This window comes from Pseudomonas sp. LPB4.O, from assembly GCF_038383825.1.
GTDB lineage: Bacteria > Pseudomonadota > Gammaproteobacteria > Pseudomonadales > Pseudomonadaceae > Aquipseudomonas > Aquipseudomonas putida.
Map to the genome: position 1 here is coordinate 38,746 of NZ_CP151298.1, position 14,370 is coordinate 53,115.

18 protein-coding genes are annotated in these 14,370 nt (G+C 62.2%); 10 read left to right on the plus strand and 8 right to left on the minus strand.

Annotation, left to right across the window (positions count from 1 at the left end; all coding sequences use genetic code 11):
- Window positions 1-4: 4 nt before the first annotated feature.
- Both trpA and trpB read right to left on the minus strand, forming a co-directional pair.
- Window positions 5-814 carry a tryptophan synthase subunit alpha gene (gene trpA / locus MRBLPB4O_RS00180; RefSeq protein ID WP_341797195.1) on the minus strand — a complete coding sequence of 270 codons (810 nt, stop codon included), beginning with the start codon at window positions 812-814 and terminating at the stop codon, window positions 5-7.
- Window positions 811-2,028 carry a tryptophan synthase subunit beta gene (gene trpB, locus MRBLPB4O_RS00185; RefSeq protein ID WP_341797196.1) on the minus strand — a complete coding sequence of 406 codons (1,218 nt, stop codon included), beginning with the start codon at window positions 2,026-2,028 and terminating at the stop codon, window positions 811-813. Before trpB ends, trpA begins: the two co-directional genes overlap by 4 nt.
- Before the next feature lie 110 nt (window positions 2,029-2,138).
- Here trpB and MRBLPB4O_RS00190 point away from each other — a divergent pair, with 110 nt between their 5' ends.
- Window positions 2,139-3,035 (plus strand): LysR family transcriptional regulator, encoded by an 897-nt coding sequence (locus MRBLPB4O_RS00190; protein WP_341797197.1) that lies wholly within the window; start codon window positions 2,139-2,141, stop codon window positions 3,033-3,035.
- Here the strand turns inward: MRBLPB4O_RS00190 and MRBLPB4O_RS00195 are convergent.
- Window positions 3,032-3,355 carry a DUF883 family protein gene (locus MRBLPB4O_RS00195; RefSeq protein WP_341797198.1) on the minus strand — a complete coding sequence of 108 codons (324 nt, stop codon included), beginning with the start codon at window positions 3,353-3,355 and terminating at the stop codon, window positions 3,032-3,034. The genes MRBLPB4O_RS00190 and MRBLPB4O_RS00195 overlap by 4 nt on opposite strands.
- 149 nt (window positions 3,356-3,504) lie before the next feature.
- Between MRBLPB4O_RS00195 and MRBLPB4O_RS00200 the strand changes: the two genes are divergently transcribed.
- Together MRBLPB4O_RS00200 and MRBLPB4O_RS00205 are read left to right on the plus strand one after the other, a co-directional pair.
- Window positions 3,505-3,720: a dodecin gene (locus MRBLPB4O_RS00200; protein WP_016497387.1), complete on the plus strand. Its 216-nt coding sequence runs from the start codon at window positions 3,505-3,507 to the stop codon at window positions 3,718-3,720.
- Between the two features lie 102 nt (window positions 3,721-3,822).
- The gene (locus MRBLPB4O_RS00205) at window positions 3,823-4,044 is read left to right on the plus strand and encodes a DUF1161 domain-containing protein (RefSeq protein ID WP_341797199.1); all 222 of its coding nucleotides are present in this window, start codon (window positions 3,823-3,825) and stop codon (window positions 4,042-4,044) included.
- A gap of 98 nt (window positions 4,045-4,142) precedes the next feature.
- Here the strand turns inward: MRBLPB4O_RS00205 and MRBLPB4O_RS00210 are convergent, their stop codons facing one another.
- Complete coding sequence (locus MRBLPB4O_RS00210; RefSeq protein ID WP_341797200.1) at window positions 4,143-5,147, minus strand: LLM class flavin-dependent oxidoreductase; 1,005 nt, start codon at window positions 5,145-5,147, stop codon at window positions 4,143-4,145.
- Window positions 5,148-5,301: 154 nt separating this feature from the next.
- Here MRBLPB4O_RS00210 and MRBLPB4O_RS00215 point away from each other — a divergent pair, with 154 nt between their 5' ends.
- The gene (locus MRBLPB4O_RS00215; RefSeq protein WP_341797201.1) at window positions 5,302-5,727 is read left to right on the plus strand and encodes an OsmC family protein; all 426 of its coding nucleotides are present in this window, start codon (window positions 5,302-5,304) and stop codon (window positions 5,725-5,727) included.
- Between the two features lie 73 nt (window positions 5,728-5,800).
- A complete protein-coding gene (locus MRBLPB4O_RS00220) occupies window positions 5,801-6,034 on the plus strand; it encodes a DUF1161 domain-containing protein (RefSeq protein WP_016497391.1) in 234 nt (77 codons plus the stop codon).
- Between the two features lie 109 nt (window positions 6,035-6,143).
- Here the strand turns inward: MRBLPB4O_RS00220 and MRBLPB4O_RS00225 are convergent, their stop codons facing one another.
- Window positions 6,144-6,557, minus strand: a complete 414-nt coding sequence (locus MRBLPB4O_RS00225) for a hypothetical protein (RefSeq protein WP_341797202.1) — start codon at window positions 6,555-6,557, stop codon at window positions 6,144-6,146.
- Between the two features lie 55 nt (window positions 6,558-6,612).
- The gene (locus MRBLPB4O_RS00230; RefSeq protein WP_016484245.1) at window positions 6,613-7,026 is read right to left on the minus strand and encodes a hypothetical protein; all 414 of its coding nucleotides are present in this window, start codon (window positions 7,024-7,026) and stop codon (window positions 6,613-6,615) included.
- An 85-nt stretch (window positions 7,027-7,111) separates the two neighbouring features.
- On the opposite strand from MRBLPB4O_RS00230, the gene MRBLPB4O_RS00235 reads away from it, so the two are divergent.
- Complete coding sequence (locus tag MRBLPB4O_RS00235) at window positions 7,112-8,185, plus strand: aminopeptidase (RefSeq protein ID WP_341797203.1); 1,074 nt, start codon at window positions 7,112-7,114, stop codon at window positions 8,183-8,185.
- Between the two features lie 133 nt (window positions 8,186-8,318).
- Here MRBLPB4O_RS00235 and MRBLPB4O_RS00240 read toward each other — a convergent pair whose 3' ends face one another.
- On the minus strand, window positions 8,319-8,969 hold the full coding sequence (locus tag MRBLPB4O_RS00240) for an HAD family hydrolase (RefSeq protein WP_016497394.1): 651 nt from the start codon (window positions 8,967-8,969) through the stop codon (window positions 8,319-8,321).
- Window positions 8,970-8,989: 20 nt separating this feature from the next.
- Window positions 8,990-9,538: a gamma carbonic anhydrase family protein gene (locus MRBLPB4O_RS00245; protein ID WP_341797204.1), complete on the minus strand. Its 549-nt coding sequence runs from the start codon at window positions 9,536-9,538 to the stop codon at window positions 8,990-8,992.
- 66 nt (window positions 9,539-9,604) lie between these two features.
- Between MRBLPB4O_RS00245 and prlC the strand changes: the two genes are divergently transcribed.
- The 4 genes from prlC to MRBLPB4O_RS00265 all read left to right on the plus strand — a co-directional run bounded on the left by prlC (window position 9,605) and on the right by MRBLPB4O_RS00265 (window position 14,255).
- Window positions 9,605-11,692: an oligopeptidase A gene (gene prlC / locus MRBLPB4O_RS00250; protein ID WP_341797205.1), complete on the plus strand. Its 2,088-nt coding sequence runs from the start codon at window positions 9,605-9,607 to the stop codon at window positions 11,690-11,692.
- Window positions 11,689-11,970: a YheV family putative zinc ribbon protein gene (locus tag MRBLPB4O_RS00255; RefSeq protein ID WP_016484250.1), complete on the plus strand. Its 282-nt coding sequence runs from the start codon at window positions 11,689-11,691 to the stop codon at window positions 11,968-11,970. The genes prlC and MRBLPB4O_RS00255 overlap by 4 nt, the downstream gene beginning before the upstream one ends.
- A gap of 80 nt (window positions 11,971-12,050) precedes the next feature.
- On the plus strand, window positions 12,051-13,109 hold the full coding sequence (locus MRBLPB4O_RS00260; RefSeq protein ID WP_341797206.1) for a PA0069 family radical SAM protein: 1,059 nt from the start codon (window positions 12,051-12,053) through the stop codon (window positions 13,107-13,109).
- Window positions 13,110-13,535: 426 nt separating this feature from the next.
- The gene (locus tag MRBLPB4O_RS00265) at window positions 13,536-14,255 is read left to right on the plus strand and encodes a carbonic anhydrase (protein ID WP_016497399.1); all 720 of its coding nucleotides are present in this window, start codon (window positions 13,536-13,538) and stop codon (window positions 14,253-14,255) included.
- Window positions 14,256-14,370 lie beyond the last annotated feature (115 nt).

Here is a 14,370-nt window from a genome sequence, read left to right on the forward strand (position 1 = left end):
GCAATCAATTGCGAGCTGAGCGCACCCCTTCTGCCAGTGCCGAGCACAGGCTGAGTACATCATTTACTGCCTGATCGGCACTTTTAGCCTGGGCAATCTTGTCGACCAGCGCGGAGCCCACCACCACACCATCCGCCAGGCGGGCAATGTTCGCAGCCTGCTCCGGGGTACGAATGCCGAAACCGACGCTGATCGGCAGTTTGGTATGCCGGCGCAGGCGGGCAATGGCTTCGGTCACGTGCTCGGTGGTCGCCGAGCCGGCACCGGTCACACCGGCCACCGACACGTAGTACACAAACCCGGAGCTGCGCTCCAGCACGCGCGGCAGGCGCGCATCGTCGGTGGTCGGGGTGGTCAGGCGGATGAAGTCGATGCCAGCAGCCTGGGCCGGGGTGGCCAGTTCGGCGTCATGCTCTGGCGGCAGGTCGACGATGATCAGGCCATCGACACCTGCTTCCTTGGCTTCAGCCACGAACGCGTCCACGCCAAAGCGGTGAATCGGGTTGTAGTAACCCATCAGCACGATTGGCGTAGTGTGGTTATCCACACGGAACTCGCGAACCATCTGCAGGGTTTTGGCCAAGGTCTGGCCAGCTTCCAGGGCGCGCAGGGTGGCCAGCTGGATGGCCACGCCATCGGCCATCGGGTCGGTGAACGGCATGCCCAGTTCGATCACGTCAGCACCGGCTGCCGGCAGCCCTTTGAGGATCTGCAGCGAGGCGTCGTAGCCCGGGTCGCCTGCGGTGACGAAGGTGACCAGTGCCGATCGGCCTTCGGCCTTCAGTTCGTCGAAGCGTTGTTCAAGACGGCTCATGCCTGTTTCTCCTGGGCGGCCATGTGGTTCATGACGGTTTGCATGTCTTTGTCGCCGCGGCCCGACAGGCACACGACCATCAGGTGATCCTTTGGCAGCTTCGGTGCGCGCTTGATCGCTTCGGCCAGGGCGTGGGAGCTTTCCAGCGCCGGGATGATGCCTTCCAGGCGGCAGCTGGCGTGGAAAGCATCCAGCGCTTCGTCATCGGTAATGCTGACGTACTCGACGCGCTTCACTTCGTGCAGGTAGGCGTGCTCCGGGCCGATGCCCGGGTAGTCGAGGCCTGCGGAAATCGAGTGGGCGTCGGTGATCTGGCCGTCTGCATCTTGCAGCAGGTAGGTGCGGTTGCCGTGCAGTACGCCGGGTACGCCGCCGTTCAGGCTGGCAGCGTGCTTGTCGGTGTGCACGCCGTGGCCACCCGCTTCGACGCCGATGATCTGTACGGTTGGCTCTTCGAGAAACTCATGGAACAGGCCCATGGCGTTGGAACCACCACCCACGCAGGCAACCAGGCTGTCTGGCAGGCGGCCTTCCTTCTCTTGCAGCTGAGCGCGGGTTTCCTTGCCGATGATCGACTGGAAGTCGCGGACCATGGCCGGGTACGGGTGTGGGCCAGCGACAGTGCCGATCAGGTAGAAGGTGTCTTCGACGTTGGTGACCCAGTCGCGCAGGGCTTCGTTCATGGCGTCTTTCAGGGTGCCGGTACCGGCGGTAACCGGGACGATTTCGGCGCCCAGCAGCTTCATGCGGAACACGTTGGCCTGTTGGCGCTCGATGTCGGTGGCGCCCATGTAGATCACGCACGGCAGGCCGAAGCGGGCAGCGACGGTGGCGGTGGCCACGCCGTGCATGCCGGCGCCGGTTTCGGCGATCAGGCGCTTTTTGCCCATGCGCTTGGCCAGCAGCACCTGGCCGATGCAGTTGTTCACCTTGTGCGCGCCAGTGTGGTTGAGCTCTTCACGCTTGAAGAAGATCTTCGCACCGCCACAGTGCTCGGTCAGGCGCTCGGCGAAGTACAGCGGGTTGGGGCGGCCGATGTAGTCGCGCTGGAAGTAGGCCAGCTCTTCGAGGAACTTGGGGTCTGCCTTGGCCGCTTCGTATTCGCGGGCCAGGTCCAGCACCAGTGGCATGAGGGTTTCGGCCACGTAGCGGCCGCCGAACGAGCCGAACAGGCCATTGGCGTCGGGGCCGGGGCGGTATTGGGACTGGGTCATGGGGCGCTCCAGGGCGTAATGAATGAGTGATGGGCTTTACTCTAACCACGGCAAGCCCGGCTGAAAACCGATAAGATTGCGCAAACTTGTCAGAAAAACTCACAGGTAAAATGGCCCACGATCTCCCTCCCCTGAATGCCCTGCGCGCCTTCGAGGCTACCGCCAGGCTCAACAGCGTTAGCCAGGCGGCTGAAGCGCTGCATGTTACCCATGGCGCTGTCAGTCGGCAGATCAAGGTGCTTGAGGAGCACCTGGGGGTGGCGCTTTTCGTCAAGGACGGGCGTGGCATCAAACTCACAGATGCCGGTGTGCGTCTGCGCGATGCCAGCGGTGAGGCCTTCGACCGGTTGCGCAGCGTGTGTACAGAACTCAGCCGCGATGTCAGCGAGGCGCCGTTTGTGCTCGGCTGCTCGGGGAGCCTGCTAGCGCGTTGGTTTATCCCCAGGCTTGGTCGCCTGAAGGCGGATTTGCCTGAGTTGCGCCTGCACTTGTCCGCAGGTGAAGGTGACCTCGACCCACGTCGTCCAGGGCTCGATGCATTGCTGGTATACGCTGAACCCCCATGGCCGGCGGACATGCAGGTGTATGTGCTGGCTGAGGAGCGTATCGGGCCGGTACTTAGCCCGCATTTTGCCGGCTTCGATCGCTTGCGCGACGCGCCCGCCAATGCCCTGCTGGACGAGGCCCTCTTGCATACCACCTCACGGCCACAAGCATGGCCGACATGGGCTGGGCAACAGGGATTGGACCCGGCCGGGTTGCAGTACGGCCAGGCGTTCGAGCATTTGTACTATTTGCTGGAGGCTGCGGTTGCAGGCCTTGGGGTGGCCATCGCGCCACAGCCACTGGTGGCTGATGACTTGAGGGCCGGGCGCCTCAGCGCGCCGTGGGGCTTTTCACCTACCCGGGCAGCGCTGGCCTTGTGGGTGCCGCGGCGCGCCGCAGATGGGCGCGCCGAGCAGTTGGCGCAGTGGCTGCGCCGCGAATTGGAACGCCAGGCGGGTTAGTTGCGACGGGTCAGCAGATAGGCCGCCAGCAGGCCGAGGGCGCCAAGCACCACGCCAGCCGTTGTCACCGGGTGCTCCTGTGCATAATCACGGGTGGCGATGCCGGTCTGGCGGGTGCGGGTTTTCACTTCCTCGTAAGCATCGCTGAGCAGGCTACGCGAGTGTTTCAGCGCACTTTCGGCGTTGCTGCGGATTGCCTTCACCGACTTCTGGGACTCTTCCGACGCGTCATGCTTGAGATTTTCCAGGCTTTTCAGAAGGCTTTCGATCTCCGCTTCCATGCTTTCCAGGGATGTTTTACGCAGCGAGTTGCGGTGCATGTTGACTCTCCTTTGCAGTATGGGCTGTAAGGTTGCGACCCTTGGCCCGCGCGAAAGTGCGATCGAACTTTCACCTTGGCGGATGGCTCGCAGGTAAACCAGGCCTACCCTGCTAGGCTGAATTTCACCGTTATCCAAGGAGCGTGAACATGACTGACCATCACACGTACAAGAAGATCGAGCTGGTGGGATCCTCGCCAACCAGCATCGAAGACGCGATCAACAATGCCCTGGCCGAAGCCGGCAAGAGCATCAAGCACCTGGAATGGTTTGAAGTGGTCGATACCCGCGGGCATATTGAAGGCAACAAGGCCGCGCATTTTCAGGTCACGCTGAAGGTGGGCTTTCGTATCGCCAATAGCTGAAACACTGCCGGGCTGGATGATCCCGGCTTAATAGAGTATTCAGGAGAGGGGGCGCCTTGGCGGGCGCCCTTTCTGATTTCATCTGCACAAGGAAAGCGATCGATGAACAAACTGATTCTGGCGCTGGGCCTGATGACACTGGCCGGTGGTGCGCTGGCGGCGGGCAAGCCGTGCGAAGAGCTGAAGGCGGAAATTGCCGCCAAGCTCGATGCCAAAGGGGTTACTGGCTACAAGCTGGAGGTCGTCAACAAGGGCGATCCGGCCGGCAAGGTGGTTGGTAGCTGTGAGTCGGGTACCAAGGAAATTGTCTACCGCCGCGGTTGATGCGTTGGCTTTTTCGCGGGCTCGCCCGCTCCCACAGGTAATACACAGGGTCAAGCACCCGTGCAGTCCTGTGGGAGCGGGCGAGCCCGCGAAGAAGGTCAGGCGGTCTTGAGAGCCTGCGCCAACAGCTCATAGGACCGTATCCGGTCCGCATGCTCATACAGGTCACAGGTAAAGATCAGCTCGTCCGCCCCGGTCTGCTCCAGCAGCACCTCCACCTTGGCCCTTACCTTCTGCGGGCTGCCGATCATCGCCAGGCCGAGGAAACTGCCTACCGTATCCCGCTCATGGGGCAACCACAGCCCATCCATGCTTTCTACCGGCGGCTTCTGCATCAGGCTCTGGCCGCGAATCAGCGCCAGGATGCGCTGGTACACCGAGGTTGCCAGGTATTCGGCCCTTTCGTCGGTTTCTGCCACCACCATGGGGATGCCCAGCATTACATACGGCTTGTCCAGCGTGGTCGAGGGCTTGAAATGATTGCGGTAAACGCGGATCGCCTCGTGCATGTAGCGCGGCGCAAAGTGTGAGGCAAAGGCATAGGGCATGCCGCGCATGCCTGCCAGCTGGGCGCTGAACAGGCTGGAACCGAGCAGCCACATCGGCACGTCAGTGTCGTGCCCCGGCACGGCGATCACTTTTTGATCATCGGTACGCGGGCCGAGGTAGCGCGACAGTTCCTCGACATCGTCCGGGAAGTCGTCCGGGCCGCCGGCACGGTCGCGGCGCAGGGCGTAGGCGGTCATCTGGTCCGAGCCCGGCGCACGGCCCAGGCCCAGGTCGATACGCCCCGGGTACAGGCTGGCCAGGGTGCCGAACTGCTCGGCGATCACCAGTGGCGCGTGGTTGGGCAGCATCACCCCGCCAGAGCCCACGCGAATGGTCGAGGTACCCCCGGCCAGATAGCCGATCAGCACCGACGTTGCCGAACTGGCGATGCCGTCCATGTTGTGGTGCTCCGCCACCCAGAAGCGGTTGTAGCCAAAACGCTCGACGTGTTGCGCCAGGTCCAGCGAGTTGCGCAACGATTGCCCCGGGCCTGCATCGGCGCGTACAGGCACAAGGTCGAGGGTGGATATTTTCAGGTCACGCAGCTGCGTCATGGGAGCCTCCGCAAAGGTGGTTGGCCAGAGGCCTTTGTAACTCTGTATGGGCATATTCGGGGGATTCAATGGTTGCTGTGCGATTGGTCTGAACTTGCCGTAAGCGGCTGGCCTCTGAATCCATAACCACGTAACCGAATGACCAGGAGGCAGTATGAAAAAGACAGCATCGGCGATCTGGCAAGGTGGCTTGAAGGATGGCAAGGGCCTGCTTTCTACCGAAAGCGGCGCGCTCAAGCAGAACCCGTATGGCTTCAACACCCGTTTCGAGGGCACATCTGGAACCAACCCGGAGGAGCTGATTGGCGCCGCGCATGCCGGCTGTTTCTCGATGGCGTTGTCGATGATGCTCGGTGAAGCAGGGCTGACTGCGGACCGGATCGACACCGCTGCCGAGGTGACGCTCGACAAGCTGCCGGATGGTTTTGCCATTACGGCCGTGCATCTGGTGCTCCGGGCCAAGGTGCCGGGGGCGAGCGAGGCGCAGTTCCTGGAGATTGCCAACAAGGCCAAGGAAGGGTGCCCGGTGTCCAAGGTGCTGAACGCAAAAATCAGCCTGGATGCCGCGCTGGTGGGCTGAAGCGGCGCAACGGAGGCGGTTTGCTGTAGTCTAAACAGCGTCGGCAGCACGCTGCCTTTTCAGGAGCCGTTCCATGATTCGCGTAGCAATCGCCGTGTTGGCTTCCCTGGTCGCCACGTCCACGTTGGCGGCGGTCAAGCCGTGCGAGGAACTGAAAGCCGAGATCGAGGCCAAGATCCAGGCTCAGGGTGTGCCGTCCTACACCCTGGAGATCGTGCCCAACAGTGAGGTCAAGGACCAGAATATGGTCGTCGGCACATGCGATGGCGGGACGAAGAAGATCATTTACCAGAAGAATGATCGGTAGATTCGGGGCCGCTTTGCGGCCCATCGCAGCACAAGGCTGCTCCTACAAAGGTACGCGATCCCTGTAGGAGCAGCCTTGTGCTGCGAATGGGCTGCAAAGCAGCCCCAGCTCACGGAATGCAGAACACGTTGCTCGGCTCGTTCACCAGCACCTTGCGGCTGGCGTCATACAGCAGCACCTGCGGCTCCATCACCGGCGCCCGCGCTTCCAGGCGATAACGCTCCCCGGCCTTGAAGTTGTCAAAGCGCACGGTCAGGTAGCAGGTTCGGTCCCTGGGTTGGGACATGACCCCGCCCGAATAGATTTCATAATCGAAGCGCACCACCAGTTCGTGCTTGCCGGGCGTTACCTGAAAGTAGCGGCCGTCCTCCAGGCGCTTTCCATCGAGGCGGTCGGCCATGATCACCCGGCCGGGGGTCATGGTGTAAAGATCAACCCAGGCCTGCTTGGGGTCGACGGGGGGCAAGGGGCTGGCGCAAGCCCCCAGTGCACTGAGGGCGATCAGCATCATGGGCTGGCGCATGGCAAAACTCCCACTTGCGATTTACAAGTAACAAGCATAGCGCCGTTTGTACGGTTCAGGTGCGTTGGCAGCCGGCGGGCAGGCCCTGGCCGACCATTTTCTGCTGGTCGTCGTAGAGCTTGATCCACGGGCGGAAGCCGATACTGCCAGCGTGCAGCTGGTAGCGCTGGCCGGCGCCAAAGTCCTTGAAGGTCAGTTTGACCTGGCAGTCGCGCCACAAGGGCTCGTCGACCGGGCCGATATTGCTGGGTGTGACCGGGAACTGGTAGCGCACGGTCAGCTCGTGGCTGCCGGGCTGTACTTCGAAATAGCGGCTGTCGGCCCAGTCACGTTCATCGACCTGCACGGCGTCCAGCGAGGTGTTGTCGTAGGGGGTAAGGTCGATCCAGGCCTGGTTCGGGTCCGGGGCTGGCAACGTGGAACAGGCGGATATCAGCAACAGTGAACCGGCGACCAACAATGCACGCATGGCGAAACTCCCCCTTGGCGAGATAGTCTTGGAGCGAATTTGGCCTTGAGCGAGTCATACAGCCCGGATGCTTCGACTTTTTTTTATGCAGCGCTCAGGCCTTGGGGCACTCGACCGCGTTTTCACCCGTTTGGTTCCCCTGGTGGGGGCGCTCCTGCTGAACGGTTGCAGCAGCGTGGCCTACTATGGGCAGCTGGCCGAGGGCCAATTGCAGCTGCTGCGTGCGCGACAGCCAGTCGCGCAGGTGCTTGCCGACCCGGCCACGTCACCGCAGTTACGCTCGCGCCTGGCGCACGCTGAACAGGCGCGGGTGTTCGCCAGCCAGCAGTTGAAGCTGCCGGATAACCGCAGCTACCGGGTTTATGCCGACATTGGCCGGCCTTATGTGGTGTGGAATGTGTTTGCCACGCCCGAACTGTCGTTGCAGCCGGTGACGCACTGTTTCCCGATTGCGGGGTGCGTGGCGTATCGCGGCTACTACCAGCAAGGTGCGGCACGCGGGGCGGCGGCGTTGATGCGCCAGGACGGCCTGGATGTGTATCTGGGGGGCGTGGAGGCGTATTCGACCCTTGGCTGGTTCGACGACCCGATCCTGTCGTCAATGGTCGGTTGGGGCGACGAGCGCCTGGCCACGCTCATCTTCCATGAACTGGCTCACCAGCGCTTCTATGTGCAGGACGATACCGAGTTCAACGAATCGTTTGCCTCCTTTGTCGAGCAGGAAGGCTCCCGGCAATGGCGTGTAGCGCGTGGGCTTGCCGCTGTTGGCGAGGAGCAGGGGCAGCAGCGTGACCAGTTCATCAGGCTGGTGCTGGCCAGCCGTGAGCGGTTGCAGACGATTTATGGCGGGCCGCTGGACGATGCGCACAAGCGGCTGGCCAAGCAGGCCGAGTTTGAGCGTTTGAGGCGTGAGTACCGGCAGGTGCGTGATGGCCAGTGGGGCGGTGACAAGCGTTATGACGCGTGGATGTATGGGCCGATGAGTAATGCCAAGTTGTTGCCGTTCGGGCTGTATGACCAGTGGGTGCCGGCGTTTGCGGCGGTGTTTCGTGAGGTGGGTGGGGATTGGCTTCGGTTTTACCAGCGGGTCGAGCAGCTGGGGCGGTTGCCGATTGAAGAAAGGAAAGCGGCGCTGCAGCGTCTGGTGGTTAGCCTGTGACATTTTGGGGCCGCTGCGCGACCCATCGTAGGCAAGCCAACTCCCACAGGGACCCCGCAAGGTTGGAATTTGATGCAGCACCTGTAGGCGCTGGCTTGCCGGCGATGGGCTGCAAAGCAGCCCCCTAGGGCACTCAAGCCTTGATGAATGCCTGATGCATCTCGGCCAAGGTTGCAAAGTGGTAGGCCGGCTCTTCTGCCATCAGTTCTTCCTGGCTACCAAACCCATACCCCACCGCCACTGCCTGCAAGCCATTGCTGCGCGCGCCGATCAGGTCATGCTTGCGGTCCCCTATCATCAGGGTTTGCGCCGGGTCCAGCCCTTCTTCATCCAGCAGGTGGCGAATCAGCTCGACCTTGTTGGTGCGGGTGCCGTCCAGTTCGCTGCCGTAGATCACCTTGAAGTGTTGGTCGAAGGCGAAGTGCCGGGCGATTTCGCGGGCGAACTCCCACGGTTTGGAAGTGGCGATGTACAGCGTGCGGCCCTGCCCGTTCAGGGCTTCGAGCAACTCCGGCACGCCCTGGAACACCAGGTTTTCGTACAGACCGGTGACGCGGAAACGCTCCCTGTAGAAGTTCACCGCCTCCCAGGCCTTGGCTTCGTCGAAGCTGTAGAACTGCATGAAGGCCTGCAGCAAAGGCGGGCCGATGAAGTGTTCGAGGCGGGCCAGGTCCGGCTCGTCGATGCCCAGCTTGGCCAGGGCATACTGGATCGAGCGGGTGATGCCCAGGCGTGGGTCGGTCAGGGTGCCGTCCAGGTCGAAGAGGATGTTTTGCTGTTGCATGTTCGTCTCGTTAGTCGGGTTTATTCCGGTTGGTCGTAGCCTTCGGCCAGATGCTGGTCCTTGAGCTTCACGTAATTGCCGGCGCTGTAGGAGAAGAACGCGCGCTCTTTGTCGTTCAGCAACCTGGCCTGTTTCACCGGGCTGCCCATGTACAGGTAACCACTGACCAGGCGTTTGCCCGGCGGTACCAGGCTGCCGGCACCGATGATCACTTCGTCCTCGACGATGGCGCCATCCATGATTGTGCTGCCCATGCCGACCAGGATTCGGTTGCCCAGGGTGCAGCCATGCAGCATCACCTTGTGGCCGATGGTCACTTCGTCACCGATGATCAGCGGGAAGCCGTCCGGGTTGAACGGGCCGGCGTGGGTGATGTGCAGCACGCTGGCATCCTGCACGCTGGTACGTGCACCGATGCGGATGCGGTGCATGTCGCCGCGTACCACGGTCAGCGGCCAGACCGAGCTGTCTTCACCGATCTCCACGTCGCCCAGCACCACTGCCGAGCGGTCGACGAAGGCACGTGGTCCAACTTTCGGAGTGTGTTGCTGGAAGCTTCGGATGGCCATGATAGCGTCTCTCATCTGTGCCGATAGGCAGGCTGCCTGCTGCGGTCGGCGTCGATTGTAATTAAGATGGGGCAGTGTTTCTTCTGCCAAGGTATCCAAACCGTGACTGCGAACAACCCGCTTCTGCAATCCCACGATCTGCCGCCCTTCTCGCAAATCCGTGCCGAACACGTGTTGCCGGCGATCGAAGCGATCCTGGCCGACAACCGTAAAGCCATTGCCGAGATCCTCGAAAAGCAGGGCAAGGCCCCTACCTGGGCTGGCCTGGTGCTGGCCATGGACGAACTGAACGACCGCCTGGGCGCTGCCTGGAGCCCGGTCAGCCACCTGAACGCGGTGTGCAACAGTGCAGAACTGCGCGAGGCTTACGAGTCGTGCCTGCCAGCGCTGAGCGCCTACTCTACCGAACTGGGCCAGAACCGTGCGCTGTTCGATGCCTACCAGGCTTTGATCAACAGCCCAGAAGCAGCCGGTTTCGACGTGGCGCAAAAGACAATCCTCGAGCACGCCCTGCGTGACTTCCGCCTGTCGGGTATCGACCTGCCGGCGGACAAGCAGCAGCGCTACGCCGAAGTGCAAAGCAAGCTCAGCGAGCTGGGCAGCCGCTTTTCCAACCAGCTGCTCGACGCCACCCAGGCCTGGACCAAGCACGTCACCGACGAAGCCGCACTGGCCGGCCTGACCGATTCGGCCAAGGCGCAGATGGCTGCCGCTGCCCAGGCCAAAGGCCTAGACGGCTGGCTGATTACCCTGGAATTCCCCAGCTACTACGCCGTGATGACCTACGCCAGCGACCGCGCCCTGCGCGAAGAGCTGTACGCTGCCTACTGCACCCGCGCCTCGGACCAGGGCCCGAATGCCGGCCAGTTCGACAACGGCCCGGTCATGCAGCAAATCCTTGACCTGCGCCAGGAGCTGGCCGAACTGCTGGGCTACAAGAACTACGCCGAGCTGAGCCTGGCCACCAAGATGGCTGAGTCCAGCGACCAGGTGTTGAGCTTCTTGCGTGACCTGGCCAAGCGTTCCAAGCCTTTTGCCGCCCAGGACCTGCAGCAGCTGAAGGCCTACGCCGCTGAGCAAGGCTGCCCTGAGCTGGCCAGCTGGGACGCCGGCTACTTTGGCGAGAAGCTGCGCGAGCAGCGCTACAGCGTGTCGCAGGAAGCCCTGCGCGCCTACTTCCCGATCGACAAGGTGCTGGGTGGCCTGTTCAGCATCGTGCAGCGCCTGTACGGCATCGAAATCGCCGAGCTCGAGGGCTTCGACAGCTGGCACCCGGACGTGCGCCTGTTCGAGATCAAGGAAAACGGCCAGCATGTCGGCCGCTTCTTCTTCGACCTTTACGCCCGCGCCAACAAGCGCGGCGGTGCGTGGATGGACGGCGCCCGCGACCGTCGTCGCACTGCCGGTGGCGAGCTGCAGAGCCCGGTGGCCAACCTGGTGTGCAACTTCACCCCGGCCGCACCCGGCAAGCCTGCACTGCTCACCCACGATGAAGTCACCACCCTGTTCCACGAATTCGGCCACGGCCTGCACCACCTGCTGACCCGCATCGAGCATGCCGGTGTTTCCGGTATCAACGGCGTGGCCTGGGACGCGGTCGAGTTGCCAAGCCAGTTCATGGAAAACTGGTGCTGGGAGCCAGAAGGCCTGGCGCTGATCTCCGGCCACTACGAAACCGGCGCGGCCCTGCCCCAGGACCTGCTGGACAAGATGCTGGCGGCGAAGAACTTCCAGTCGGGCATGATGATGGTGCGCCAGCTGGAGTTCTCGCTGTTCGACTTCGAGCTGCACGCCAGCCATGGCGACGGTCGCAGCGTACTGCAGGTGCTCGAAGACGTGCGTGACGAGGTGTCGGTCATGCGCCCACCGGCGTACAACCGCTTCCCTAACAGCTTTGCGCACATCTTTGCTGGCGGTTACGCGGCGGGCTACTACAGCTACAAGTGGGCTGAAGTGCTGTCGGCTGACGCGTTCTCGCGCTTCGAGGAAGAAGGCGTGCTGAATGCCGAGACCGGCCGCGCCTTCCGCGAGGCTATCCTGGCCCGTGGCGGTTCGCGCGAGCCGATGGTGCTGTTTGTCGATTTCCGTGGCCGTGAGCCTTCCATTGATGCGCTGCTGCGGCACAGTGGCCTTACCGAAGGCGCTGCAGCGTGAGCGAGGTAGCTGTGAACAAGACCAAGAAGCGCTTCATTGCCGGGGCGGTTTGCCCCGCGTGCAGCGAGCCTGACAAGCTGATGATGTGGAGCGAAGACGACGTACCGCACCGCGAGTGCGTCGCCTGCGGGTTCACCGACACCCTCAACGAGCAGGGCTTGTCGGTGCCCAAGGAGCTCGGCACCCGGGTCAACCACCTGGCACCCAAGGCAGCGCCGGCCAAGGTGCAGACGGTGCAGTTCTTCCCTAATCCGAAGCTGAAGAAACCGACAGAGTAAGCACTGGCTGTCGGATCAGAGGCGCTGGTGGATTCATGGCAGCTGCGATACTGTATGTAAATACAGTATCGGGGTTAGCCATGAATCCTCCAGCACCACTAAAGGGCCGTGGCACGGCGCACAATCCGCACAACCGTTTTGCCCCCAACCATTCGGTGGTCGAGGACGACGGCTGGTATCAGGAAGTGCCGCAGACCCAGGGCACCGAAGTGCGCAGCGAGACGGCGAAATCGGTCATCTCCCGCAATACCTCGCCCGACCTGCCCTTCGACCGCTCCATCAACCCTTATCGCGGCTGCGAGCATGGCTGCATCTACTGCTATGCCCGCCCTTCCCATGCCTATTGGGACCTCTCCCCCGGGCTGGATTTTGAAACCAAGCTGATCGCCAAGACCAATGCCGCCGAAGTGCTCGCGCAACAGCTGAGCAAGCCGGGTTACGTGTGCGCGCCGATCAACCTGGGCTCCAATACCGACCCGTACCAGCCGATCGAGCGGGAGCAGTTGCTGACCCGCCGTCTGCTGGAAGTGTTGCTGCGCTTTCGTCACCCGGTGACCATCGTGACCAAAGGCTCGCTGGTGTTGCGCGACCTCGACCTGCTGGCCGAAATGGCCCGGCAGCGTCTGGCGCGGGTAATGATCAGCCTGACGACGCTGGACGACGACCTCAAGCGGGTTTTGGAGCCGCGGGCGGCGTCACCCAGTGCCCGGTTGAGGGCCATCCGCGTGTTGCGCGAGGCGGGTGTGCCGGTGGGTGTGTTGTGTTCGCCGATGATTCCGATGATCAACGACAGTGAGCTGGAGCGCTTGCTGGAGGTTGCCAGGGAAGCGGGCGCACAGAGCGCGGCCTACATGATGCTGCGCCTGCCACTGGAGGTGGCGCCGCTGTTCGAGCAGTGGCTGCAGGACCATTACCCGCAACGGGCGGCCCATGTGTTGAGCCTGATCCGCCAGAGCCGGGGCGGCGAGCTGTATGACAGCCGGTTTGGTGCGCGCATGCGCGGTGAAGGGGTATTTGCCGAGTTGTTGGCGCAACGGTTTGCCAAAGCCATGAAGCGGCTGGATTTTGAAGGGCGCGAGGCGCAGACGCTGGATTGCTCTGCCTTCTGTCCACCCGGTGGGCAGATGCCCCTATTCTAATGCTCAAGGGAGCATCACCGGCGTCGATTCCAACACAAGCACAGGCCCTGTAGGAGCAGCCTTGTGCTGCGAAGAGGCCGGTAGGGCCAAAGATCCTCTTCGGCTGCAATGGCCCTTTCGCAGCACAAGGCTGCTCCTACTGGGCCCATTGCCAGCCCTCAATGCAACTAATCCGAGTTAATAATTGCGCTAATACATATTGGCAGTTGATGTTTTTTTGCTATTATCCAGAACCCGCCTTTTATATCTGGAACGCCCGTTCTAGAGCCTTCGAATTAAGTTTCAGTTAAGTTTTCCCCGCTAGCGTAGGAAATCAGTCCACACCGACTGTGATCTATGGCCCGTGCGTGTCATCTAAAACCCTGCATAGCCAGAATCTTTCACCGGTAAAATGGATTTACCAACACACCGTCAAGAGGATGAATCATGCCCGTCAAGGACCCATCCAAGGTCGTTCCGGAGGTACCCGCTGAGGGCGCCGATGCCGCCCTGAAGCACATCGTCGACGGCTTCCTGCGCTTTCACCATGACGTCTTCCCCGAACAGCAAGAGCTGTTCAAGAAGCTCGCCACTGCGCAAACGCCGCGTGCCATGTTCATCACCTGCGCCGACTCGCGCATCGTCCCCGAGCTGATCACCCAGAGCTCGCCTGGCGACCTGTTCGTAACCCGTAACGTGGGTAACGTGGTACCGCCCTACGGTCAGATGAACGGCGGCGTTTCCAGCGCCATCGAATACGCCGTGCTTGCGCTGAAAGTGCACCACATCATCGTCTGTGGCCACTCCGACTGTGGCGCCATGCGTGCGGTACTCAACCCGCAATCGCTGACCAAGATGCCGACTGTTTCCGCCTGGCTGCGCCATGCCGAAGTGGCGCGTACCGTGGTCGAGAACAACTGCTCGTGCGGTACCGAACACGAAACCATGCAGGTGCTGACCAAGGAAAACGTGATCGCCCAGTTGCATCACCTGCGCACCCACCCTTCGGTTGCCTCGCGCCTTGCAGCCGGTGAGCTGTTCATTCATGGCTGGGTTTACGACATCGAAACCAGCAAGATCGAAGCTTATGACGCCATCAGCGACAGCTTCCTGCCCCTGGCTGCTGGCGAGCCGGTCCCCTGCGCCACTCCGAGAGGCCGCTACTAAGCGACCCATCCACCGCTAGAACCTTGATAGCCGGCTGCACCCTATGGGGTGTGGCGCGGCCTTCGGCTGCCTTGAATTCCCTGACTGCCTTGCCGGCAAGCCCGCTGGCGGCCCG